Below are 23,744 nucleotides of genomic sequence, written 5' to 3' on the forward strand. Positions count from 1 at the left end.
ATCCTGGGGGCGGTCCGTTGTTCAACGATGCAGATAATCCCTGATGAACTGTCGGATCACGCTGGCAAAGTCCGGGTCTGCGGTGAAGCCCAGTTGGTTTGCATAAGGTGTGCTGAACGCTCCCGGCCAAGAGCCGACGATGCGCTCGATGGCTGCATCCGGCCGCAATTGAACCTGCCGGGCCACTGCGTCACCGGCCACCTCGCGCAGCGCATCGATCATCTGCTCCACTGTCTGTGACAAACCGGGCATGTTGATCACTCGGCCCTGGTTCAAGCGCTCGGCGGCCAACTCATGACCGTGAACCAGGTTGGCAATGGCCTGTGCCGGTGACATCAACCATAGCCGGGTGTTCAAGGGCACCGGGCAGACACTGGCCTGACCGTTGAGGGGCTCACGGATGATGCCGCTGGCAAAGCTTGATGCCGCCAGATTGGGCTTGCCGGGGCGCACGACGATGGTGGGCATGCGCAGGCTGCGGCCATCGACGAAGCCGCGACGGCTATAGTCGGCCAGCAGCAGGTCGTTCATGGCTTTCTGGGTGCCATAGGAACTCTGGGGTGACCAGACTTGATCATCGCCGACGGTGTCCGGCAGTTGCCCACCGAAGACGGCCACCGAGCTGGTCATCACCCACTTCGGGCAAGTACCCAACTGTCGCGCGCGTTCCAGCAGTCCCTGGGTGGCGCTGAAGTTGACGCGCATGCCCAGATCGAAATCGCTTTCTGCCTGGCTGGAGACCACTGCGGCCAGGTGAAAGATGCCCTGGGTGTTGGCGTCGATCAGGTTCGCCAGGACCTGGGGATCGGTGATATCCCCACCCTTGACCTGGACCCGAGGGTCGTCGAGGCCTTGCACGGGGTCGCGGTCGAACGCGGTAATCCGCTGAATGGGGTGCAACTGGCCGTGACGGTCGGTGAGTGAGCCGCGCTCGAGCAGGGCCTGGATCAGGCGGCGTCCGAGAAACCCGGCGGCGCCGGTGACAAGAATATTCATGAGTGACTCCAACTATCAGCGATTGACCAGTTTTCCGGGGATCTTGAAGACCAGCAGGGCTCCGACGAACAGCGCACTGGCCATCACGTACATGCCGATGGTGGTGCTCTGGGTCAGGTCCTTGAGAAAGCCCATCAGGTAGGGTGAAACGAACCCGGCGAGGTTGCCCCAGGAGTTGATCAGGGCAATCCCGGCTGCCGCTGCGGTGCCGCCGAGAAAGGCAGTGGGCAGGCTCCAGAACAGTGGCAGGGTGCTGAAGGCGCCCATGGCCCCCAGGGTCAGGCCGATCATCGACACTGTGAAGTTGTCGCTCCAGGTGGCGGAAATCATCAGCCCCACCCCACCCAGAACCGCGGTCAGCGCCAGGTGCCAGCGACGTTCGCGCAGGCGGTCGGCACTGCGGGATATCAGCACCATGGTCAGCGCCGCTGCGGCATAGGGAATCGCGGTGAGCATGCCGACCTGGAAGACGTCGCTGACGCCTGCCTGGCGAATCAAGGAGGGCAGCCAGAAACCGACGGTGTAGAAGCCGGCGATCATGCAGAAGTAGATGGCGGTCAGCAGCCAGATTCGCGGCTGCCCGAACACTTGGCGCACGCTGTGTACCTGGTGGCCGTCGGTTTCGGCCTCGATCCTGCTCTGCAGCAGGGTCTTCTGTTCCCGGGTCAGCCAGCCGGCGTCGGCGATCCGGTCGCTGAGGCAGTAGATCACCAGGCCGCCCACCAGAATCGAGGGCAAGCCTTCGAGAAAGAACATCCACTGCCAGCCGGCGAATCCGTGATGGCCATTGAGGGCGCTCATGATCCAGCCGGATAGCGGTGCGCCGATCAGCCCCGAAAGCGGCACGGCGGTAGCGAACAATGCGTACATCTTGCCGCGGCGGTTGGAGGGGAACCAGTACGACAGGTAGAGGATCACCCCCGGGTAGAACCCGGCCTCGGCGATGCCCAGCAGAAAGCGCATGACATAGAAGGAAGTGGGGGTGCTGACGAAGGCCATGCACGAGGAAATGAGGCCCCAGCTGATCATGATGCGCGCGATCCACAGCCGCGCGCCGACTCGATGCAGGATCAGGTTGCTGGGGATCTCCACCAGAAAGTAGGCAATGAAGAAGATCCCGGCGCCCAGGCCATAGACCGCTTCGGAAAACTGCAGGTCTTCGGACATCTGCAGCTTGGCGAAGCCGACGTTGACCCGGTCCAGATAGGCCACCAGGTAGCACAGCAACAGTAGCGGCAGGATGCGCCAGGCGACTTTACGGTAGGCCAGGTCCTCGAAGGAGGCGGTGACCGGGGCCGAGGCGGTTTGCGACAGTGATTCAGGCATGTCTTTACCCATCCTTGTTTCTTGTATTTGGGTGATTTTGTTTTTATCGGACTTGCTGACATGGCTTAGATAACATAATACATCATACGAATTCAATGGCGGGCTTCGGGCAGGACGGCGTGCCTGAAATGCAGTACCGTTAGCCAATTTGACTACCGAGATGCCCATGTCCAAGCCTGATAACGCTTTCCCCGCCGCCGATTCCCTGGCGACGCTCAAGGATTCGGCCAAGGGCACGCTGGCGGACCAGGTGACTGCGGCGCTCAAGGCACACATCGCCAATGGCGAAGTCCTGCCGGGAGCGCGCCTGCCCACCGAACCGGTTCTGTGCGAGCGTTTCGGCGTCAGCCGCACCGTCATCCGCGAGGCCATATCGCGCTTGAAGTCGGCGGGCCTGGTGGAGGTGCGCCAAGGCAGCGGCACCGTGGTGTGCGAGGGCGCCCATATCAAGGCGTTCACTATCGACCTGGACGTACGTGGCTCGATCGAGGCGGTGCTCAGGGTCACCGAACTGCGTCGTGGTATCGAAGGCGAGGCGGCGGCCCTGGCGGCCCAGCGCCATACCCCTTCGCAGTTAGAGGCGATTCATCAGGCGCTGCTGGCTATCGATAGCGCCGAGCAGGCGGGCCAGGATGGGGTGGAGCAGGACCTGGCGTTCCATCTGTCGATTTCCCAGGCCACCGGTAACCCGCTGTACCCCTCCCTGCATGAATTCATTGCGCAATTCATCAAGGAAGCGATTCGTATCACCCGCTCCAATGAGGAACGGCGCAAGGATCTGGCGCGCACGGTGCGTGCCGAGCATCTGGCGGTCTATCGGGCGATTGCGGCGCGGGATGTCGAAGGGGCGAGGCAAGCGGCGCTGAGCCACATCCACAACGCGGTGGAGCGGCTCAAGAGTGCCGATCCGGCATTCTGGCGGGATTCCGGTTCACGCATTGCCTGATGGCAAATACCGCCTGCGCCCCTCCATGGAGGGGCGCAGGCGGCATCAGCCAAGCATCAGAAGTGGTACTTGACCAGCAGGCTGGCGGTGTCCTGGTTGGTTTCGAAGTTGCGCGAGTCCTCGATACCGTACTTGTTCTTCCAGTAGTCGTACTCGAAGCCGACGTACAGCTGCTTGGCGCCCCAATTCAGCGCCTTGCCCAGGTCGTACTTGATCTGCGGGTTGAAGTGCAGGTTGGCGTGGTAGGTACCCTTGGCGTTCTGGTCGTTGTCCACCACCCAGTCCATGTAGCCGTCGATCAGGATGTCCGAACGGCCCACGGGAATGGTGTAGGACCACACTGGCGTGATCTGCCAGACGTTGTCGCCCGGGCGGCTGCCCTCGGTGTGGCGCTGGTAGAAGTTCAGCTGGAAATAGTCGAAGCCAGGGACTGCCAGGTCGAAGCCCGGGCCGATCAGGTAGGACTCGTTGTCACCTTCGCCAAACTCGTAGGTGAACGCCAGGAGCACGTCCTTGATCGGGCCGAATTCAAGTTTCTGGTCGAAGATCTTGCCGAACGACAGGCGTGGCGTGAACTCGCCGTAGTAAGTGTCCGGGCCGACGTTGCCGTCTTCCTTGCCGTTATAGAAGATGCGGTCGAGGAAGAAAAAGTTATCCCCGTACTTCCAGGCATCGGCATGTTCGAAAGTGACCGTCTGTTGAATCTGCGGGTTAACTTCGAAGTTCTTGCCATACAAGTAAGTCAGGCTGTTGTTCTGCCATTGCAACAGGTCGCCAGCCACGGCCTGCCCCCCGGCCAGCAAGCTGGCGGCCAACATCAGGCTCTTGCACATCGGTTTCATTCGGTTGCTCCCAAGTAGGTAGTTCCACGTTTTTTTGGCTTGGCGCTCTGGTTTGGCGCCTTTTTTCGTTGCTGCAAAAAACCATCCGATCGGTCAGCTTTGTTGCTGTTAGCAAGAGCTGAGCCAAGGCCGAAAAAAAGCAAAAAACTCCCGTCCGGCTGTAGCGATACCGCCGGGCGAGAGTGTTTTTCGCGATGTTTTCTTGCGCCTTGTTACCTGTCCAGGCCGGGATAAGTTGGCTCTTGGGTCAGGTTTTTCATCCGGGCTTTTTTTTAGACCAGACTTGCGCGGCCGCGGAGAATACTGGCTCTCACGGCAGGGCTCAAGTGCTCCGCAACGGCGCACTTGCAACCACTTTGGGGCGGGTATGCGGGCCATCTCAGGCAAGCATCCGCATTGAAGGGCAATAGAGTGCCAATGACTGGCGGCCGTCAGGGGGATTGCATGGCGCTAATGGCCGTCCAGCGGCCACCGCCAGGAAAGCCTGGGCAGGCTGCATAGGTGTTGCTCCCTGTTTGTTCTTATTTTCAAGGCGCAGCGTCTAATGGGCAGCGCTCGATCCTGAGTGGGCGAGCGCTGCGGTCAAGCATGAACGGTGAAGCAAGGTCAGGGCGCCGAACCGGCACCCTGCTGGTGACTCAGTGCTGATGGGCGTGTTGCGCATTGCTGGCCGCGCGCTCGCTGCCCCCGAGAATGTTGAACAGCAGGTTCAGCACCAGCGCACTCAAGGTCGCCATGGCGATGCCACTGTGGGTGATGGGGCTCATCCACAGGGGCAGGTGGGCGAAGAACTCGGGGCGCACCACGGGAATCAGGCCCATGCCGATGCTCACGGCCACCAGCAACTGATTGCGCCGGTCGGCGATGTCGGCTTCCTGGAGGATCTTGATCCCGGTCGCAGCCACCATGCCGAACATGGCGATGGCCGCGCCCCCCAGCACCGCCGGTGGAATCGACGCCACCAGGAACGCCGCCTTGGGCAGCAGGCTGAGGACGATCAGCAGGCCGCCGGCGACCATGGTCACGGAACGGCAGCGCACGCCGGTCATCTGCACCAGGCCGATGTTCTGGGCAAAGGAGGAGTGGGTGAAGGTGTTGAGGAAGCCAGCGAAGAACGATGCCCCGGCATCACACAGCAAGCCGCGACGCAGCATGCGTGGGGTGACCTCCTGGCCGGTGATCTTGCCCAGGGCCAGGAACATCCCGGTGGACTCGACGAAGATGATCACCACCACCAGGCACATGGAGAGGATCGGGGCCAGGTGGAACTGCGGCATGCCGAAGTGCAGCGGTGTGACCACCTGCAGCCAGGGCGCCTGGGCCATGCCGCTGAGGTCGACCATACCGATCAGGCCGCAGAGGATGTAGCCCAGGCCCATGCCGATCAGTACCGAGATGTTCACCCAGAAGCCGCGCATGAAGCGGTGGATCAGCAGGATGGTACCCAGCACCAGGGCGGCGATGGTCAGGTAGATGGGCGAGCCGAACTGGGCTGCGCTGCTGCCTCCGCCTGCCCAGTTCACCGCCACGGGAAACAGCGAGAGACCGATCGAGGTGATGACCGTGCCAGTGACCAGCGGCGGGAAGAAGCGCACCACCTTGGACATGAACGGCGCGATCAGCATGCCGAAGAAACCGGCGGCGATGGTTGCGCCGAAAATTCCCTGCATGCCGATGCCGGGCATGCCGGCCATGGCCACCATGCTGCCCACCGCGGCGAAGCTGGCCCCCATCATCACCGGCATGCGAATGCCCATGGGGCCGATGCCCATTGACTGGACGATGGTGGCGATGCCGGCAACCAGCAGGTCGGCATTGATCAGGAAGGCGATTTCTTCACGACTCAGGCCAGCGGCCTGTCCGATGATCAGCGGTACCGCGATTGCACCGCCATACATCAGCAGGACGTGCTGCAGACCGACCAGGATCAGTTGCAGGAAGGGCAAGCGCTGAATGGCGGGCGCATCGGGGACGCACTGTTCGGATGAATCGGACATGCAACACCTCGGATCTTTTTATTCTTGTGATTTAACCGCTGCGTCTTTACGCGCAACGTGTTTGAAACAGGCGAATCTTCTGACTGATGGCAAGAAAGCCCGCTCCTACAGACAATTGCGGTTCTGTAGGAGCGAGCTTGCTCGCGAATCAGCCGGGTACCAGGCTGATCAGTTGGTCTGGGCTCCCTGGTTAATCCAGGCACCGACCAGCTCGCGTTCCTGCTGGGTCATCTGGGTGATGTTGCCCAGCGGCATGATCTGGCTGGCGACGGCCTGGGCCTGGATCCGCGCGGCTTGCAGGCGGATCTGCTCAGGAGTGTCGAACATCACCCCTGCCGGTGCTGCGCTGAACAGAGGGCTGGTGGGCTTGGCCGAATGGCAGACCGCGCAACGCTCCTGGATCACGCTATGCACCTTGTCGAAGGACGGGCCGGCATTGGCCGCCTGCGCCGGGGCACTGGCCGGAGCCGTTGCCGCAGCGGCTGGAGCGGCCGGTGCCTCTGTCGCAGCCGAGGTTGCCGGCTTGCCGCCCAGGGCGGTTTCCGGCAATGGCTGGTACTGGGTCTGGGCCTTGGCCACTTCCGGAGCGCTTGGCGCTGGGGTCGGGCCGGTCACGTAGGCCAGGCAGATCATGCCCAGTGCCGCGACGGGCAGGGTCCAGGCGAACTTGTGGCTGTCATGACGGGTGTTGAAATAATGACGCACCAATACCGCCAGGACCGCGATCCCGGCCAGGATCAACCAGTTGTACTGGCTGCCGTAGGTGCTCGGGAAGTGGTTGCTGATCATGATGAACAGCACGGGCAGGGTGAAGTAGTTGTTGTGACGCGAGCGCAGCAGGCCCTTGGCCGGCAGGGTCGGATCGGGGGTGCGGTTTTCCGCGATCGCTGCCACCAGCGCGCGCTGGGCCGGCATGATGATGCGGAACACGTTGCCCACCATGATGGTGCCGATGATGGCGCCCACATGCAGGTACGCGCCACGGCCACTGAACACCTTGCTGAAGCCATAGGCAGCGCCGATCAGCAGGAGGAACAGGATGAAGCCGAGCAGGGCGGGTTTCTTGCCCAGTGGCGAATCGCAGAGGAAGTCATAGACGAACCAGCCGGCGATCAACGCACCGATACCGATGGCCACGCCTTCAGGGCCGGTCAGGCCGCTGCCGGGGGCAACCAGGTAGAGCATCGGGTTGAAGTAGAACACCAGGCATAGCAGGGCAATCCCGGACATCCAGGTGAAGTAGGCTTCCCATTTGAACCAGTGCAGGTTCTCCGGCATCGAGGGCGGTGCCAGCTTGTATTTTTCCAGGTGATAGATACCACCGCCGTGAATCGCCCAGAGGTCGCCGGACAGGCCGTCCTTGGGGTTGACGCGGTTGAGGTTGTTCTCCAGCCAGACGAAATAGAACGATGCGCCGATCCAGGCCACACCAGTGATCATATGTACCCAACGCACGCTCAGGTTGAGCCATTCCAACAGATGTGCTTCCACAGTCTTTACCTCTTGCCTGCCACCCTTGTTGTCGGGTGATCAGACCTTCTCTTATTGGTGGGGGGCGAGGATCAAACGCTCATCCTCTTTGAAGAAATGCTCATCGCAGTTATTGCCAGTGCCACTGCGATCAACCACCAGGAAGTCATCCCGCTTTTCGATCGTCAGCACCGGGTGGTGCCAGACGCCGCGATGGTAATTAATGCCCTGCCTGCCATTACTGACAAAGGCACGGACCAAGCCCGATACAGGTTCATCGCCAAGTGGCGCGACCACGATCAGAAAGGGATTGCCGAGCAGCGGGATGAAAGCCTGGCTGCCCAGCGGATGGCGTTCCAGCATGCGGATGGTCAGCGGCATGTCCAGCGCGTCGGCGCGGAAGATGCTGATGATGGCCTGGTCTTCCGGCTGAGCGGTCTCGACCGTTGCCAGGCGGTGGAAGCGCATGGTCGAACCGTTGTTGATCATGAAGTGATCGCTGCCGTCGGTCTCGATTACGTCACCGAAAGGGGCGAAGGCTTCTTTGCTCAGGGGCTCAATCACTAATGTGCGCATGCTGTTCTTCTTATCTCGAGTTCGTTGTTGTCTGGTCCGTGGCTACTGCGGGCAAACCGGTCGCCCGCGCGCTGCGCGACCCTTTATTTTTTGACCTTTCCCAGCAGCCGCAGGCGGCTGACGCCACCGTCCGGGAATACATTCAGGCGCACGTGGGTAATAGCCCCCAGTGCCCTGATCTGTTCGACGAAGCTGTGTTCGGCGTGCATTTCCAATTTCTGGCTGGGTAGCAGTTCACGCCAGAACAGGCTCTGGGTTTCGATCTGGCTGTCGGTGCCACCCTTGACGAAGGCGCCCTGGATCGAACAGCTGTCGGGGTAGTTGCCCTTGAAGTGCAGGGTGTCGACGATGATCTTTTCGATTTCACCGGCATGGCCCAGGGCGATGATCACCCAGTCGTTGCCGGGAGTACGGCGCCGGGCGGTTTCCCAACCGTCACCCATGTTGATGCCGCGGCCGGGGTTGAGGAGGTTGCCCATGCGCCCGAAGTGCTCGTCGGAGCAGGCCAGGGCGCGGCCGCCGTTGAGGGCGGCAGCCAGGTCGACCTGTTCGTCGTCGCCGATGGCCGACCAGTCGCGGTAGGGAATGCCGTAGACCCGCAGCCGTGCTACGCCGCCATCGGGGTAGATGTTGAAGCGCAGGTGGCTGAACGGCTGGTGGTTGTGGATCTCGTGGTAGTGGTGGCTGTTGCCCTGCAACTCCACCGCCGGCAGCACTTCGGTCCACTGGGTGTTTTCATCCGGTTCGCCTGCGGCCAGGAAGCAGGCTTCCAGGGAGGCCGAGGGCGGGAAGTTGCCGGTGAAGAATGAAGTGTCGATGTCCACGCCCTTGATCGAGCCGGCCACGCCGAGGCGGATGACCGCACTGTCGTAGCCTTCGAAGCGCTTGCGGCGTGATTCCCAGCCATCCATCCACTTGCCGTTGTCATCGAATATGCCTTCCTTCCACACCGCCGGAGTCGGTTGGAACAGGCGGTTGGCGTCGGCGAACCAGTCATCGGTGACCGAGATGATCTTGGTCCCCAGCCGGGCATCGGCCAGGTTGACGAACTTCTCGAAAGCTACGGCGTTGGTTTTCATTCTTCTTGTCTGCCTTGAATTCAGTGGCCGGGGTGCTCGCGAGGCCCTGGGAAATGCATCGATGCAGATGCTTTCTCGGGCCAGGCGGGCAATCGCTACAGGGTCAGCAAGCGGAACAGGGCGATCTTGTTGATTTCAGCCAGTGCGCATTTGAACTCGGTGTCCACCGAGTTGTGGATGCGGGTTTCGAATGCGGCGAGGATCTGGTGCCGATTGCTGCCCTTCACCGCCATGATGAAGGGAAACTTGAACTTGGCCTTGTAGGCGTCGTTGAGCTCGGTGAAGCGCTGGAACTCTTCGGCGGTGCATTGGTGAATACCTGCGCCGGCCTGCTCATTGGTACTGGCTTCGGTCAACTGGCCCTGGACGGCGGCTTTGCCGGCCAGGTCCGGGTGAGCGTTGATCAGTGCCAGCTGGCTGGCGTGATCGGCGCTCAACAGGATGTCGCTCATGCGCTGGTGCAGGGTCTCGATCTGGTCGACGGAGGCGTCGAGCCCCAGTTCGTAGGCCTTTTCGGCAACCCACGGCGAGTGTTCGTAGATGTCGGCGAAGGCCTTGACGAAATCTTCGCGGCTCAGGGTCGAGGGCTTGAGGCTCTGGAAGGCAGTCATTTCGCCGCTCCCTGGTAAGGGTGGGTCTGTTGCCAGTGACGGGCGATGTCCACCCGGCGGCTGAACCACACCTGCTCGTGACCCTTGACGTATTCGAGGAAGCGCTTGAGTGAGGCCAGGCGCGCCGGGCGGCCGATCAGGCGGCAGTGCAGGCCGATGGAAAGCATCTTCGGCGCTTCGGCACCTTCGGCGTAGAGCACGTCGAAGGCGTCCTTCAGGTACTGGAAGAAGTCGTCGCCCTTGTTGAAGCCCTGCACCTGGGTAAAGCGCATGTCGTTGGTGTCCAGGGTGTAGGGGATCACCAGGTGCGGCTTGCCGGTGGGGTTGTTGGGTTCCCAGTAGGGCAGGTCGTCGTCGTAGGTGTCGCAGTCATAGAGGAAGCCGCCTTCCTCCATCACCAGGCGCCGGGTGTTCGGGCCGGTGCGGCCGGTGTACCAGCCCAGTGGGCGTTCGCCGGTGATTTCGGTGAGGATGCGGATCGCTTCGAGCATGTGCTCGCGTTCCTGGGCCTCGTCCATGTACTGGTAGTCGATCCAGCGGTAGCCGTGGCTGCAGATCTCGTGGCCGGCTTCGACCATGGCGCGGATCACGTCCGGGTGACGCTGGGCGGCCATGGCCACGGCGAAGATGGTCAGTGGAATGTCGAATTCCTTGAACAGCTTGAGAATCCGCCAGACGCCGGCACGGCTGCCATACTCGTATAGCGATTCCATGCTCATGTTGCGCTCGCCCTGCAGCGGTTGCGCCGAGACCATTTCCGAGAGGAAGGCTTCCGATTCCTTGTCGCCATGAAGGATGTTGCGCTCGCCACCCTCTTCGTAATTGAGCACGAAGGACAGGGCGACGCGGGCATTGCCCGGCCAGTGAGGGTGAGGAGGGTTGGAGCCGTAACCGATCAGGTCGCGAGGGTAGTCAGCGCTCACTGCAGTCTTCCTTCTTATTCGTGATAACGGTGGCGTGGCGGAACCTGAAGCCGGAAAGCCAGGTGGGCGTCACTGCGATGGAATGATTGTATACAAGTTTGTCTTCACTTTGTAAGCCTGATTTTTTGCATTTTTCCGCTTTTATCGCTATGGCTGTCACCTGCAAGAAACTTGCCTGGATGGTCAGCTAATGGATGACAAGTCGTCTGTCGCTATGGCGTTCAGGCAAATCCGCTGATGCATTCGAAGGGTCGCGGGGCCGGGAATATTTGCGATTATTATTGTGTACAATTTTTTTGAAAAATGTCTTAATCTTGCTCTCGCCGCAGCTTTTCACCGGTCGAAACGCTGCGGTCTCCTTCAATTACTGACTCCGGGAGGCGCGAGGCCTGAACGCTTGAAGGCGCCAGGCACGCAGAATCAATGGGACGTTTGACTACACACGTTTTGGATGCCGCACATGGCTGCCCTGGCAGCGCTATCAAGGTCGAGCTGTATCGAGTGGAAGGGGCCCAGCTGGAATTGGTCGCCAGCACCCTGACCAACAGCGATGGCCGTTGCGATGCGCCGCTGCTGCAGGGTGATGACTACCGTTCCGGGGTGTACCAGCTGCACTTCCATGCCGGTGACTACTACCGTGCCCGTGGTGTGCAACTGCCGCAGCCGGCGTTCCTGGATGTGGTGGTACTGCGGTTCGGCATCAGCGCCGAGCAGGACCACTATCACGTACCGCTACTGATCTCGCCTTACAGCTATTCGACCTACAGAGGAAGCTAGGACTTTCCCCCCAAGAATCCTGCGCAAATAGCTTCTTTGGTCCTTGCCCGCCCACACTGCGGGCTTTTTTTCGTCTGGCATAAAGCCTTCACTGGTCGTCGGCTCCACTAGATCCCGCAGGAGCAGGCTCGCCGCCGAAAGGGCCCTGTGACCGCCCCGGACCTGCTGGCCACAGCCGATCATCGGCAATGAAAAAGCCCCATCCAGCGGGATGGGGCCTGTGTGGAGCAGGGCGTCCTAGAGGAAAATGAACTTGGCGATGAAAATCGCGCACAGCACATACAGGCTGATGGAGATTTCCTTGTACTTGCCGGTGCCGGCCTTCAGCACCACATAGGTGATGAAGCCCAGGGCAATGCCATCGGCGACGGAAAAGGTCAGGGGCATCATGATCGCGGTGACGATGGCCGGAATGCTGTCGGTGGCCTCGTCCCAGTTGATATGGGCCATGCCGCCCATCATCAGCATCGCCACATAGATCAGCGCGCCGGCGGTGGCATAGGCGGGGATCATGCCTGCCAGGGGAGCGAAGAACATTGCGGCAATGAACAGCACGCCCACGGTGACCGCGGTCAGCCCGGTGCGGCCACCAGCGGCGACCCCGGCGGCACTTTCCACATAGCTGGTGACTGGTGGTACACCGACCACGGCACCGAACACGCTGGAGGCACTGTCCGCCTTGAGTGCGCGGGAAAGGTTCTCGATCTTGCCATCGGCGTTCACCAGGCCGGCGCGCTGGGCCACGCCCATCAGGGTGCCGGCGGTGTCGAACATGTGCACGAAGAGGAACGCCAGGACCACGCTGATCATGCTGACGTTGAACACCCCGGCGATGTCCATGGCCATCCAGGTCGGCGCCAGGCTCGGCGGAGTGGACATGATCCCGTTGTAATGCACCAGGTCCAGGCCCCAGCCGGCCAGGGTCACGGCGATGATACTGATGAGAATCGCGCCGAAGACCCGGTGATAGCTGAGCACTGCGATCATCAAGAAGCAGACGGCCGCCAGCAGTGGGCCGGGGTCTCGCAGGTTGCCGAGCTTGATCAGGGTGGCCGGGCTGTCGACGATGATGTTGGCCGTCTTCAGGCCGATCAGGCCGAGAAACAGCCCGACCCCGGCACCCATGGCGAATCGCAGGCTCACCGGAATGCTGTTGAGCAGCCATTCACGTACCCGCGACAGGGTCAGGATCATGAACAGCACACCGGAGATGAACACCGCGCCAAGGGCAGTTTCCCAGTGGTAGCCCATGGTGCCGACCACGGTGTAGGTGAAGAAGGCGTTGAGCCCCATGCCCGGTGCGAGGCCCACCGGCCAGTTGGCGTACAGGCCCATCAACAGGCAGCCCAGGGCGGCGGCGATGCAGGTGGCGACGAAGGCTGCGCCGTGATCGATGCCGGCGTCGGCCATGATGTTGGGGTTGACGAAGATGATGTAGGCCATGGTGATGAAGGTTGTCAGACCGGCAATCAACTCGGTCTTCACCGTGGTGCCATGCAACCTGAGTTTGAAGATGCGCTCCAGCCAGCCGCTGTTCAGCGACGGCGAGAGATCGAGCGTAGAGGCTTCGGATTTGCGGCTTTCCACAGCGAGTACTCCTCAAGAGTTTTATTGTTTTTTCCAGAGCCGGACACGCAAGGGTGGGCAGCGGCTCTTTGAGGCAGGTAAGGCGTGCGGGTTTTGTTGACCTGTGGGTCAAGAACTCGTCGGGCGAATTATGCGTTTGTATACAAAGAAAGCAAATAATGTTTTTGGGGTTGTGTGCGAAAAATCCGCGAACATGGCTATATCGCGGCCCCGACGTTGCGCCGGGGTGTGCAAGGGGTTGGGGCAAGGCCGGGGCCGGCGCACCAATGAATGGCGCCCGCAGGGGCTCAGTCTTCGACGGGTTTGCCGGCCAGCGCCTGGTTCACCGCCAGCCAGCCATTGACCGCACTCTCGCCAGCTTCGCTGAAGGCCCGTTGCAGGAGTTTGACCTGCTCGCGGCGCAGGGATTGCTCGAAGCCTGTGCCATCGGCGGTCAACTGCAACAGGCGCTTACGCTTGTCGCTGTCCGGGGCGACGCTGTCCACCAGATGCATTTCCATCAATTGGCGCAACGGTGTGTTCAATGCCTGCTTGCTCACCCCCAGCAGATTGAGCAGTTCCTTGACGCTGAGCCCGGGATAGCGGGCGATGAAAAACACGATGCGCTGGTGCACCCGGCTCAGGCCCCGGCGTTCGAGCATTTCGTCGGCCTTGGCGGTAAACGCCTGATAGCCGAAGAAGAAAGCTTCCATGGCCGCTTGTTGCGAAGCCTGGTTTTTAAGGTCAAGCATATTGACGTATCTGCAAAGGTCGGCGTAATTTCGGTCAAGCAGTTTGACGTATTTTCCTCAGCCTTCGCTAGCGGTGATCTCCATGGCCTTCTCCGAACGTGTATCGCGTCTCAAAAGCTCTCTGATCCGTGAAATCCTTGCCGCGGCCCAGCGCCCGGAAGTGATGTCGTTCGCCGGGGGCCTGCCGGCCGAAGTGATGCTGCCCAAGGTGCAATGGCAGGACATGCCGTTGGCCATGGGCCAATACGGCATGAGCGAAGGCGAGCCGCAATTGCGTGAAGCCCTCGCGGCCCAGGCGCGCCAGCTCGGGGTGCCTTGCGAGGCGAGCCAGGTGCTGGTGGTCAGTGGTTCCCAGCAGACCCTCGATCTGGCAGCCAAGCTGTACATCGACAAGGGCACCCAGATCATGCTGGAAGCGCCGACCTACCTGGCCGCCTTGCAGATTTTCCAGCTGTTCGGCGCCGACTGCCTGACCGTACCGCTGCAGGCCGATGGCCCGGACCTGGTGCAGATGCGTGCGCGCCTGGAGCAGCACCGGCCGGCGTTCATCTACCTGATCCCGACGTTCCAGAACCCCTCGGCGGTGCGCTACAGCGAAGCCAAGCGTGATGCCGTGGCGGCTTTGCTGGACGAGTTCGGCGTGACCCTGATCGAGGACGAGCCCTACCGTGAGCTGACGTTCGATGGTGGCAGTGCCACGCCTATTGTCGGCCGCCTGGAAAAAGCCAGTTGGATCTACACCGGCACCGTGTCTAAAACCCTGTTGCCGGGCCTGCGGGTGGGTTACCTGATTGCCAGCCCGGACCTGTTTCCGCACCTGCTGCGGCTGAAGCAGTCGGCGGACCTGCACACCAATCGGGTTGGCCAGTGGCAGGCCATGCAGTGGATCGGCAGCGAGCAGTATCAGGCGCACCTGGATCAGTTGCGCAGTTTCTATCGCCAGCGCCGGGATGAATTCCAGGGCGCCTTGCTCACCCATTTCGCCGATCTGGCGGATTGGCAGGTGCCCCAGGGCGGATTGTTTTTCTGGCTGAGCTTGAAACAGCCCCTGGATACCCGCACTTTGCTCAAGTCGGCGTTGGAGCACGACGTCACATTCATGCCCGGTGAGCCGTTCTTTGCCGATCCGGAACGCAACCCTGGGCATCTGCGGTTGAATTTCAGCCATATCGATCCGGCGCGGCTGGACGAAGGCCTCAAGCGGCTGGCCACCGTGATACGTCAAGCACAGGCTGCACAGGCAGCCTAAGGGGAGGGCCATGTACAAGGTTTATGGCGATTACCGTTCGGGCAACTGCTACAAGATCAAGTTGATGCTCAATCTGCTGGGGCTGCCTTATGAATGGCAGGCAGTGGATATTCTCGGGGGCGATACCCAGACCGAGGCCTTCCTGGCAAAGAACCCCAACGGCAAGATTCCGGTTCTGGAACTGGAAGACGGCACCTGCCTGTGGGAGTCCAACGCGATTCTCAACTTCCTCGCCGACGGCAGTCAGTTCCTGCCCAGCGAACCGCGCTTGCGCACCCAGGTTCTGCAATGGCAGTTCTTCGAGCAGTACAGCCATGAGCCCTACATCGCGGTGGCGCGTTTCATCCAGCTTTACGAGGGGCTGCCCGAGGAGCGCCGCGAGGAATACCTGAAGTTGCACAAGCGTGGCTACAAGGCGCTGGACGTGATGGAGAAACAATTGAGCCGCACACCGTACCTGGTGGGCGAGCACTATTCGATCGCCGATATTGCGCTCTATGCCTACACCCACGTGGCCGATGAGGGCGGTTTCGACCTGAGCCGCTACCCGGGCATCCAGGCCTGGATGCAGCGAGTGCAAAGCCATCCTCGACACGTGCCGATGCTCGACTGAGCGGGTGCTTTTATCCCCACTGGACCGGCCTTGTGCCGGTTCAGTGCGTTGTGGGGCCCGCTAACGATGTTTGCCGGCCAGGTTCTGGCGTAGCAACTCATAACAGCGCTGCGCCGCTGGGCTCAGTTGCTGGCCACTGCGGCGGATCAGGCCGATCTCGCGGCTGACCCCCGGGTGTTTGATGGCAATCCGGCGCAGGCCCTCACGGCCGTCATCGGCGGATTCCGGCAGCAGGGTAATGCCCAGCCCCTGGCGTACCAGCGCCAGCACCGTGCTCATGTAGTTGGCTTCCATGGCTGGAAGCAGGGACAGTCGGCTGTCGTCGAACAGCGCTTCGACCTGTTCGCGCACGCTGCTGTCGCGGCCGGTGAGAATGATCGGCTGGTGGGCCAGGTCCTTCAGCGTCACTGACTGGCGCTGGGCCAGGGGATGATCGGTGGCCACGAACAGGCACAGGCGATCCTCCAGCAGAGGTTGGAAATCCAGCCCGTGGCTGAGCCGGGCGCGCCCGCCGATACCGAAATCCACCTCGCCGGCACGGACCTGGGCATGAATGCGGTGAGCCACCAGGTCCTGCAGGCGTACCTCGATTCCGGCAAATTGCTCGCGAAACTGGCGCAAGGCCGGCGGCAGCACCCCGGCGCAGACCGACGGCAGCGCGGCGAGGGTGACCACGCCCCGACGCAGGGCGGCCAGGTCCCGGGAGCCACTGACGATGTTGTCCAGGTCCAGCAGCAGTTTCTCCATCGGTCCCCGAGCCTGCAGCCCAGCAGCGGTCAGGCTGACATGGCGCGGGCTGCGATCGAGCAGGGCGACCCCCAGCCATTCCTCCAGTTGCTGGACCTGCACGGTAAGGGCTGATGGCGACAGGTGCAGCTCGGCGGCGGCTTTGCTGAAGTTGCCGCTGCGGGCCACGGCGAGGAAGGCCTGGATATGCTGGATCGAGTTCTTCATTTTGTTTTTCCGAATTCAAGGCGCCGAATATTCCAATTTACAAAGACTAGCGCGATTTCAATACTCCAGAAAAACAATAACCGTCCGCCTTCCGGCCCCGGCTTGAAGAGGCGGCACACTGGAGTTGCTCCATGCTCGCCACCCTGGGTGTCATCACCATTCTCTGCCTGCTCGCGGCCGTCATGAGCAAGCGCCTGTCGCCTCTGGTCGCGCTGATTGCGCTGCCGATCATCGCCGCGCTGATCGGCGGCTTCGGTCTGCAGACCAGCGCCTTCATCGTCACCGGCATCAAGAACGTCGCCCCCGTGGTAGGCATGTTCGTGTTCGCTATCCTGTTCTTCGGCATCATGACCGACGCCGGCATGCTCGACCCGATCATCGACCGCATCCTGCGCACCGTCGGCACCCGGCCGACGCGGATCGTGGTCGGCACGGCGCTTCTGGCGCTGCTGGTGCACCTGGACGGTTCCGGCGCGGTGACCTTCCTGGTGACGGTGCCGGCAATGCTGCCGCTGTATACCCGGCTGGGCATCGATCGACGGATTCTGGCCTGTGTCGCGGCGATGGCCGCGGGGGTCAATTTCCTGCCCTGGACCGGCCCGGTACTGCGCTCATCAGCGGCCCTGCATGTGCCGGTGGCGGATCTGTTCCAGCCGCTGATCCCGGTGCAGATCGTCGGCCTGCTGTTCGTCTTCGCCAACGCCTGGTGGCTCGGCCGCCGGGAGGAGCGCCGCCTGGGGCTCGGTGCCGATGCCACGGCCGGTGCAGGCATCCCGACCCGGGTATTGAGCCCCGCCGAAGAGGCGCTACGCCGTCCCGGGCGCTTCTGGATCAACCTGCTGCTCACGGTGCTGGTGATGCTGGTGATGATTGCCGGCTGGGTCGATCCGGTGGTGATGTTCATGGTCGGCACGGTGCTGGCGCTGTGCATCAACTATCCGGATGTCGAGGCCCAGCGGGCACGCATCGATGCTCATGCCAAGACGGCCCTGACCATGGCCAGCATTCTCCTGGCGGCCGGTGTGTTCACCGGCATCATGCAGGGCAGCGGCATGCTCAAGGCGATTGCCGAAGTGGCGGTGGCGCAGATTCCTGCCGGTCACGGCAAGCTGATTCCGACTGTGGTGGGGTTCCTGTCCATGCCCCTGAGCATGCTGTTCGACCCTGACTCCTACTACTTCGGGGTGATGCCGGTGATTGCCGAAGTGGGCAAGGCCCTGGGTGTCGACCCGCTGCAAGTGGCCCAGGCTTCGTTGCTCGGCGTGCATACCACCGGTTTCCCGGTAAGCCCGCTGACCCCGGCGACCTTCCTGCTGGTGGGCCTGTGCAAGATCGAACTGGCCGACCACCAGCGTTTCACCATCCCCTTTCTATTCGCTGCGTCAGTGTTGATGACCCTGACCGCGCTGCTGCTGGGAGTTTTTTAAGATGAAAAGCCTACGTATCGGCTCCGGCGCCGGTTACTCCGGTGACCGTATCGAGCCCGCCATCGAGTTGGCGCAACAGGGCGACCTGGATTACCTGGTGTTCGAATGCCTGGCCGAACGCACCATCGCCCTGGCGCAGCAGGCGCGCCTGGCCGACCCGCACAGCGGCTACGACCCGTTGCTGGGGGCACGGATGCGCGGGGTGCTGCCCTTTGTCGGCGCCACGGCCTCGGGGCGGCGTTTGCGCATCATCAGCAACATGGGGGCGGCCAATCCGTTGGCGGCAGTGGCCGAGGTGCAACGGATCGCCGCCGAGCTGGGCTTGCCTGGGCTCAAGGTGATCGCGGTGCTGGGGGACGATGTGCTCGAGACTCTGCGGGCCCGGCCGGAGTGGGTGCTGGACAACGGGCAGACCTTGGGCTCGCTGGGGCAGCGGCTGATTTCCGCCAATGCCTACCTGGGCGCCCAGGGCATCGTCGAGGCGCTGCGGGTTGATGCCGACGTAGTGATCACTGGGCGGGTGGCCGACCCCTCGTTGTTCCTGGCGCCGCAGATCTTCGAGTTCGGCTGGGCCGAGGATGACTGGCTGCGCCTGGGGCGCGGGACCCTGGTGGGGCATCTGCTGGAGTGCGCAGGGCAGGTCAGCGGCGGCTACTTTGCCGATCCGGGGGTCAAGAATGTGGCCGGTCTGGCGCGCCTGGGGTTCCCCCTGGCCGAAGTGGATGCACAGGGCGCGGCGCTGATCACCAAGGTCAAGGGCTCCGGGGGGCAGGTCAGCAGCGCTACCTGTACCGAGCAGTTGATCTACGAAGTGCATGACCCGGCGGCCTACCTGACGCCGGATGTCTGTGCCGACTTTTCCGCAGTGGGCTTTGTCGAGGAGGCACCGGACCGGGTGCGGCTGCAAGGGGCGGCAGGCAGCCCACGGCCTGAGCGGCTCAAGGTCAGCGTCGGCTACCTGGATGGCTGGATCGGCGAAGGGCAGATTTCCTATGGCGGCCCTGGGGCTGTGGCCAGGGCGCGGCTGGCCCGGGATATCGTGCTCGAGCGCCTGGCCCTGACCGGGGTACAGATGCAGGAAGTGCGCGCGGAGCTGATCGGCATCGATGCCTTGCACGGTGTTGAACTGGGCCAGCGAGCGCCTGCCGAGCCCTGGGAAGTGCGCCTGCGGGTGGCGGCTCGCTGCACGGACAAGGCCGAAGCGGTGCGCGTCGGCAATGAGGTGGAAACCCTCTATACCAATGGGCCCGCTGGTGGCGGCGGAGCCAGTAAAAGCCTGCGGCAGGTGGTGGCGGTGGCTTCGCTGTTACTGCCCCGGGAGGCCGTCAGGGTCACCTTGCATCAGGAGGTACGGGCATGAATGAGGTCAAATTGCGTGACTTGGCGCACTCGCGTACGGGGGACAAGGGCGACACTTCGAATATTTCGGTGATTGCCTACCGCGCCGAGGACTTTGCCTTTCTTTGCGAGCAGCTTACCGCCGAGCGCGTGGCGCAATATTTCGCCGGCTTGCTGGGGAGCGATGCGGCGCCGGTACAGCGCTATGTCCTGGAGAATGTGCGGGCCTTGAACTTTGTCTTGCCGGGCATCCTGCGCGGCGGAGTGACCCGCTCCCTGGCGCTGGATGCCCACGGCAAGTGCCTGGGCGCGGCCTTGCTTGACTTGCAGTTGGCTCGGGGCTGAAGAGCCCCGGGGAGGGCGTCAGACGGTCGCGAAGCGCTGGTTCAGGTAATCGATGATCACCTTGGATTCATACATCCAGGTGGTCTGGCCGTTGTCTTCGATGCGCAGGCACGGCACCTTGATCTTGCCGCCCTGCTCCAACAGGGCCTGGCGGTCCTGCTCGTTGTTTTTTGCGTCGCGCAGGGCCACCGGCACATTCAGGCGATGCAGGGTACGGCGGGTCTTCACGCAGAACGGGCAGGCGTGAAACTGGTACAGGGTCAGGCCCTTGGCGGCTTCCACGACTTGCGCCTGAGCGGCGGCGTCCCGCTGCTGCTTGCGTGGGCGGGTGATGAAGTCGATGAAAATGATGAGTTGGCCCAGGCCGACTCGCAGCGCTTTGACGATCACGGTTATTGCCTCTTGCCCATGAATGAAGGGGCGGCAGCTTACCTGATTTTTCCCGGGCGAAAAAAAACCGGCGATCAACGCCGGTTTTTTCGCCTGCAGCCTGTTACTTGATCAGGCTGAGGAATTCGCTGCGGGTCGCGGCATTCTCGCGGAACTCGCCCAGCATCACCGAGGTGATCATCGACGAATTCTGTTTCTCCACACCGCGCATCATCATGCACATGTGCTTGGCCTCGATCACCACGGCCACCCCGAGGGCGCCGGTCACTTGTTGGACGGCGTCGGCGATCTGCCGGCTGAGGTTTTCCTGGATCTGCAGGCGGCGGGCATACATATCGACGATGCGCGCGACTTTCGACAGCCCCAGGACCTTGCCGCTGGGAATGTAGGCGACATGGGCCTTGCCGATGAACGGCAGCAGGTGGTGTTCGCACAACGAGTAGAGCTCGATGTCCTTGACCAGGACCATTTCGCTGTTGTCGGAGCTGAACAAGGCACCGTTGGTGACCTCTTCCAGGGTTTGGGCATAACCGCGGCAGAGGTACTGCATGGCTTTGGCGGCACGCTTGGGCGTGTCGAGCAGGCCCTCGCGGGAGACGTCCTCGCCCAGTTGGCCGAGGATCGCGGTGTAATTCTGTTCCAGGGACATGAAACTACCTGTGGGATTTTACGCAAAGGGCAAGGGTACGGTGGCGGACACGACGCTGCAAGCGTGATGCAGCGGCTTTATTCGTCACGGCCTTCCATCATGGTGCGCTTGAGCATGACGTACAGCGCCCCGGTACCGCCATGCCTGGCCTGGCAGGAAGTGAAGCCCAGCACCTGCGGATGCTGGCGCAGCCAGGTGTTGACGTGGCTCTTGATCATCGGTCGCTTGCCGTCCAGACGCACAGCCTTGCCGTGGGTGACGCGCACGCAGCGGATTTCGAACTGGGTGGCTTCAGCGAGAAAGGCCCAGAGGGTTTCCCGGGCCTTTTCCACGGTCATGCCATGCAGGTCGAGGCTGCCTTCAAAGGGGATCTGGCCGATCTTCAGCTTGCGCATCTGGCTTTCCTGGACCCCGTCGCGGGCCCACATCAGCTCATCTTCCGGCCCCACGTCGATGACGAACTGGTCGGACAGCCCGTCCACCGTGGTGGTCTCGCTGCGTACGGTGGCCGCCTGGCGCAACTTGGCGATCTGCGCCCGGTCGCTCTTGGGTTTGCCTGTATCGGCACGATCGTGCTTGATCGGCTTGACGCCGCGGATCTCGTTTTTGAACAGGGAAAAATCGTCGTCTTGCATGTCAGCCTCCGCGAAGGGCGGCTAGTTTACCCAACTCGGAACACCTTAAGGCGCGCAAATCGCGCCTCGGGAATGTCAGTCGTGTTTTTTCATCAGGTGCGGCGCCATGTTCAGCGCCAGGGGCTGGCGCATGCGCCGCCGGCAGCGCCGCCACAAGCGTACGCCGACATACAGCAGCAACAGGCCGACCACCAGGATCACCGCCGAGCCCGCCGGGCTGGCATTCATTTCCCCCAGCGCCGGGGCACGGCCCAGCAGGCTCGCAGTACCGGCCATCGCCAGCAGCACGCCAAATGTCGCCAGTAGCGCGGAGAATCCCGCACCCAGGCGCAACCGCCAGTTTCGCGGGCTTTTGGGCCGCAATCGGCGTGCGTCAAAACCATCGGATATCTTCATTCCGACCTTCCTCAATGGGTATCGGCCCTTCGACCGGAAGTTGACCGGGTGGTTCCTGAGGCTAAGGCAATTGCTGCAAAGGCGAGGGGTTTATGGATGAGCGGCCCGCCAGCCGCTCACCAGGGCTGATCAGATCAGGCTTGCGGTCTGGGCGAGGGTGGCGAAGTTGTCGGCCATGATTGCCATTTCGGTTTGCTGAACGTGCTCGGCGCTGAGGATGCCACCCTTGTAGGGCAGGTCGCGGGTGGCGCAGGCGTCTTCTACCAGGGTGCAGCGAAAGCCCAGGTTCTTGGCCGCGCGCACGGTGGTGCTGACGCTGGAGTGGCTCATGAAACCGGCGACGATCAGGTCCAGGGAACCGAGGTCCTGCAGGCGCTTTTCCAGTTCGGTGCCGTGGAACGCGCTGGGCAGCAGTTTGCCGATGATGGTTTCGTCGCCTTGGGGTTCAAGGCCGGGAATGAACTCGCCGCGCTCGCCTTGTGGGTCGAACAGGCCGCCGACGGTACCGAGGTGGCGTACGTGCACCACTGGGCGACCGGCAGCCCGGGCCGCGGCCAGCAGTTGGCGGATGTTGGCCACTGCCGCGTCCATGCCGGACAGGGCCAGCGGGCCGCTGAGGTATTCTTTCTGGGCGTCGATGATCACAAGGGTCGCGTGGCTCAAATTGGCCGCTGCATAACCACGACCGCTGAGTTGAAACATCGTCTTTGGAACGGACATTCTGGGGCTCCTGTGAGTGGGGCTTTTGCGCCATTGTCCTCTGGCTGAGCGCTTCTGTGAATCGCTACTAACGTAAGGTGCGCCGTTGCTGGCCTGTAGCCTTGTCAAGTGGGGCAAGGTATGCAGCCTTCCCGAGAAAAAAACGCTTGAACACCATTGCCCGTCGCTGGTTTTTCATTCGTCGTCGGCAAGCGTTTTGGCTGTTAGAATCGCCGGTCGTTTTGTCAGGAGTCTGTGCCGTGATCACTTCCCGCCTGCGCACCTTGCGCGACCATATCCGCTGGGCTGTCAGCCGCTTTCATGGGGAGGATCTGTTCTTCGGCCATGGTACCGACAATGCCTGGGACGAGGCCCGTCAACTGGTGCTCGGCGCCTTGCACCTGCCTTGGGAAATTGCCGATAGCTACCTTGATTGCGCGTTGGAAGACGACGAGCTGGTCCATGTGCAGCACCTGCTCAAGCGCCGTATCCAGGAGCGCGTGCCTACCGCCTACCTGCTGGGCGAGGCCTGGTTCTGCGGCATGTCGTTCATTGTCGATGAGCGCGTGCTGATTCCCCGTTCGCCGATTGGCGAGCTGATCGAAAAACGTTTCGAACCCTGGCTGGGCAGCGAGCCGGCACGGATTCTCGACCTGTGTACCGGTTCCGGCTGCATCGGTATCGCTTGTGCCTATGAATTCCGTGATGCCGAGGTGGTGTTGGCGGACCTGTCCTTCGAAGCCCTCGAAGTGGCCAACCAGAACATCGAGCGCCATGGCGTCGATGAGCGGGTGTTCACGGTCCAGGGCGACGGCTTCGATGGCCTGCCCGGGCAGCGCTTCGACCTGATCGTGTCCAACCCGCCCTATGTCGATGCCGAAGACTTCGCCGACATGCCGGATGAATACCAGCACGAGCCCGAGCTGGGCCTGGCCTGTGGCGAGGATGGCCTGAACCTGGTACGGCGGATGCTGGCCGAGGCGGCGGACCACCTGACCGAGAAGGGTTTGCTGATTGTCGAGGTGGGCAACAGCCAGGTGCATGTCGAGGCGCTGTACCCGGAGGTCGACTTCGCCTGGCTGGACTTCGAGCGCGGTGGCCACGGTGTGTTCATGCTGACCGCGGAGCAGTGCCGCGAACATCAGGCGTTGTTCGCGTCCCGGGTCTGAGCCGATTGCCGGCCCGCGC

The 23,744-nt window shown here is 62.2% G+C and carries 25 protein-coding genes; 8 read left to right on the forward strand and 17 right to left on the reverse strand.

Annotated features, from left to right (window positions below):
* Positions 1–21: 21 nt before the first annotated feature.
* Both denD and AC1RGE_RS20195 read right to left on the reverse strand, forming a co-directional pair.
* Positions 22–996, reverse strand: a complete 975-nt coding sequence (gene denD / locus AC1RGE_RS20190; protein WP_011062645.1) for a D-erythronate dehydrogenase — start codon at positions 994–996, stop codon at positions 22–24.
* Between the two features lie 15 nt (positions 997–1,011).
* Positions 1,012–2,322: an MFS transporter gene (locus AC1RGE_RS20195; RefSeq protein ID WP_011062644.1), complete on the reverse strand. Its 1,311-nt coding sequence runs from the start codon at positions 2,320–2,322 to the stop codon at positions 1,012–1,014.
* A 160-nt stretch (positions 2,323–2,482) separates the two neighbouring features.
* Here AC1RGE_RS20195 and AC1RGE_RS20200 point away from each other — a divergent pair, with 160 nt between their 5' ends.
* Entirely contained in the window at positions 2,483–3,268 is a 786-nt protein-coding gene (locus AC1RGE_RS20200) for a FadR/GntR family transcriptional regulator (RefSeq protein WP_019093447.1), read from the forward strand.
* 56 nt (positions 3,269–3,324) lie between these two features.
* Here the strand turns inward: AC1RGE_RS20200 and AC1RGE_RS20205 are convergent, their stop codons facing one another.
* From AC1RGE_RS20205 to puuE, 7 genes are all read right to left on the reverse strand, one after another.
* Complete coding sequence (locus AC1RGE_RS20205) at positions 3,325–4,110, reverse strand: outer membrane protein OmpK (RefSeq protein WP_011062642.1); 786 nt, start codon at positions 4,108–4,110, stop codon at positions 3,325–3,327.
* 638 nt (positions 4,111–4,748) lie between these two features.
* Positions 4,749–6,107, reverse strand: coding sequence for a nucleobase:cation symporter-2 family protein (locus tag AC1RGE_RS20210; RefSeq protein WP_019093448.1), 1,359 nt, complete (start codon positions 6,105–6,107; stop codon positions 4,749–4,751).
* A gap of 168 nt (positions 6,108–6,275) precedes the next feature.
* Entirely contained in the window at positions 6,276–7,598 is a 1,323-nt protein-coding gene (locus tag AC1RGE_RS20215) for a urate hydroxylase PuuD (protein ID WP_492584892.1), read from the reverse strand.
* Between the two features lie 51 nt (positions 7,599–7,649).
* Complete coding sequence (locus tag AC1RGE_RS20220; RefSeq protein WP_011062639.1) at positions 7,650–8,153, reverse strand: ureidoglycolate lyase; 504 nt, start codon at positions 8,151–8,153, stop codon at positions 7,650–7,652.
* Between the two features lie 83 nt (positions 8,154–8,236).
* Entirely contained in the window at positions 8,237–9,232 is a 996-nt protein-coding gene (gene alc, locus AC1RGE_RS20225; RefSeq protein ID WP_103289480.1) for an allantoicase, read from the reverse strand.
* 95 nt (positions 9,233–9,327) lie between these two features.
* Positions 9,328–9,843 (reverse strand): 2-oxo-4-hydroxy-4-carboxy-5-ureidoimidazoline decarboxylase, encoded by a 516-nt coding sequence (gene uraD, locus AC1RGE_RS20230; RefSeq protein ID WP_011062637.1) that lies wholly within the window; start codon positions 9,841–9,843, stop codon positions 9,328–9,330.
* Positions 9,840–10,766, reverse strand: coding sequence for an allantoinase PuuE (gene puuE / locus AC1RGE_RS20235; RefSeq protein WP_011062636.1), 927 nt, complete (start codon positions 10,764–10,766; stop codon positions 9,840–9,842). The genes uraD and puuE overlap by 4 nt, the downstream gene beginning before the upstream one ends.
* Before the next feature lie 423 nt (positions 10,767–11,189).
* Here puuE and uraH point away from each other — a divergent pair, with 423 nt between their 5' ends.
* Positions 11,190–11,543, forward strand: coding sequence for a hydroxyisourate hydrolase (uraH, locus tag AC1RGE_RS20240; RefSeq protein WP_011062635.1), 354 nt, complete (start codon positions 11,190–11,192; stop codon positions 11,541–11,543).
* 237 nt (positions 11,544–11,780) lie between these two features.
* Here the strand turns inward: uraH and AC1RGE_RS20245 are convergent, their stop codons facing one another.
* Positions 11,781–13,130 carry an NCS2 family permease gene (locus tag AC1RGE_RS20245; protein ID WP_015636600.1) on the reverse strand — a complete coding sequence of 450 codons (1,350 nt, stop codon included), beginning with the start codon at positions 13,128–13,130 and terminating at the stop codon, positions 11,781–11,783.
* 287 nt (positions 13,131–13,417) lie between these two features.
* Positions 13,418–13,861 (reverse strand): MarR family transcriptional regulator, encoded by a 444-nt coding sequence (locus AC1RGE_RS20250; RefSeq protein WP_011062633.1) that lies wholly within the window; start codon positions 13,859–13,861, stop codon positions 13,418–13,420.
* Between the two features lie 82 nt (positions 13,862–13,943).
* Between AC1RGE_RS20250 and AC1RGE_RS20255 the strand changes: the two genes are divergently transcribed.
* Positions 13,944–15,110 carry an aminotransferase-like domain-containing protein gene (locus tag AC1RGE_RS20255; RefSeq protein ID WP_011062632.1) on the forward strand — a complete coding sequence of 389 codons (1,167 nt, stop codon included), beginning with the start codon at positions 13,944–13,946 and terminating at the stop codon, positions 15,108–15,110.
* 10 nt (positions 15,111–15,120) lie between these two features.
* Entirely contained in the window at positions 15,121–15,723 is a 603-nt protein-coding gene (locus tag AC1RGE_RS20260; RefSeq protein ID WP_011062631.1) for a glutathione S-transferase family protein, read from the forward strand.
* A 60-nt stretch (positions 15,724–15,783) separates the two neighbouring features.
* Here AC1RGE_RS20260 and AC1RGE_RS20265 read toward each other — a convergent pair whose 3' ends face one another.
* Positions 15,784–16,677, reverse strand: coding sequence for a LysR family transcriptional regulator (locus AC1RGE_RS20265; protein ID WP_492584894.1), 894 nt, complete (start codon positions 16,675–16,677; stop codon positions 15,784–15,786).
* A 131-nt stretch (positions 16,678–16,808) separates the two neighbouring features.
* Between AC1RGE_RS20265 and AC1RGE_RS20270 the strand changes: the two genes are divergently transcribed.
* The 3 genes from AC1RGE_RS20270 to AC1RGE_RS20280 are packed head-to-tail and all read left to right on the forward strand — an operon-like array spanning position 16,809 to position 19,787.
* A complete protein-coding gene (locus tag AC1RGE_RS20270) occupies positions 16,809–18,104 on the forward strand; it encodes a CitMHS family transporter (protein WP_492584896.1) in 1,296 nt (431 codons plus the stop codon).
* 1 nt (position 18,105) lies between these two features.
* Entirely contained in the window at positions 18,106–19,464 is a 1,359-nt protein-coding gene (locus tag AC1RGE_RS20275) for an acyclic terpene utilization AtuA family protein (RefSeq protein ID WP_492584898.1), read from the forward strand.
* A complete protein-coding gene (locus AC1RGE_RS20280) occupies positions 19,461–19,787 on the forward strand; it encodes an AtuA-related protein (RefSeq protein WP_011062627.1) in 327 nt (108 codons plus the stop codon). The genes AC1RGE_RS20275 and AC1RGE_RS20280 overlap by 4 nt, the downstream gene beginning before the upstream one ends.
* A gap of 18 nt (positions 19,788–19,805) precedes the next feature.
* Here the strand turns inward: AC1RGE_RS20280 and AC1RGE_RS20285 are convergent, their stop codons facing one another.
* From AC1RGE_RS20285 to AC1RGE_RS20305, 5 genes are all read right to left on the reverse strand, one after another.
* Positions 19,806–20,177 carry a glutathione S-transferase N-terminal domain-containing protein gene (locus tag AC1RGE_RS20285; protein ID WP_011062626.1) on the reverse strand — a complete coding sequence of 124 codons (372 nt, stop codon included), beginning with the start codon at positions 20,175–20,177 and terminating at the stop codon, positions 19,806–19,808.
* Between the two features lie 103 nt (positions 20,178–20,280).
* A complete protein-coding gene (folE, locus tag AC1RGE_RS20290) occupies positions 20,281–20,826 on the reverse strand; it encodes a GTP cyclohydrolase I FolE (protein ID WP_011062625.1) in 546 nt (181 codons plus the stop codon).
* Between the two features lie 77 nt (positions 20,827–20,903).
* Positions 20,904–21,461 carry a Smr/MutS family protein gene (locus AC1RGE_RS20295; RefSeq protein ID WP_011062624.1) on the reverse strand — a complete coding sequence of 186 codons (558 nt, stop codon included), beginning with the start codon at positions 21,459–21,461 and terminating at the stop codon, positions 20,904–20,906.
* A gap of 75 nt (positions 21,462–21,536) precedes the next feature.
* Entirely contained in the window at positions 21,537–21,857 is a 321-nt protein-coding gene (locus AC1RGE_RS20300; protein WP_011062623.1) for a hypothetical protein, read from the reverse strand.
* Positions 21,858–21,986: 129 nt separating this feature from the next.
* Positions 21,987–22,577, reverse strand: a complete 591-nt coding sequence (locus tag AC1RGE_RS20305; RefSeq protein WP_011062622.1) for a cysteine hydrolase family protein — start codon at positions 22,575–22,577, stop codon at positions 21,987–21,989.
* A gap of 239 nt (positions 22,578–22,816) precedes the next feature.
* Here AC1RGE_RS20305 and prmB point away from each other — a divergent pair, with 239 nt between their 5' ends.
* The gene (gene prmB / locus AC1RGE_RS20310; protein WP_011062621.1) at positions 22,817–23,725 is read left to right on the forward strand and encodes a 50S ribosomal protein L3 N(5)-glutamine methyltransferase; all 909 of its coding nucleotides are present in this window, start codon (positions 22,817–22,819) and stop codon (positions 23,723–23,725) included.
* The last annotated feature ends 19 nt before the right edge of the window (positions 23,726–23,744 follow it).

The organism is Pseudomonas sp. GW823-FHT02C05, assembly GCF_058797595.1.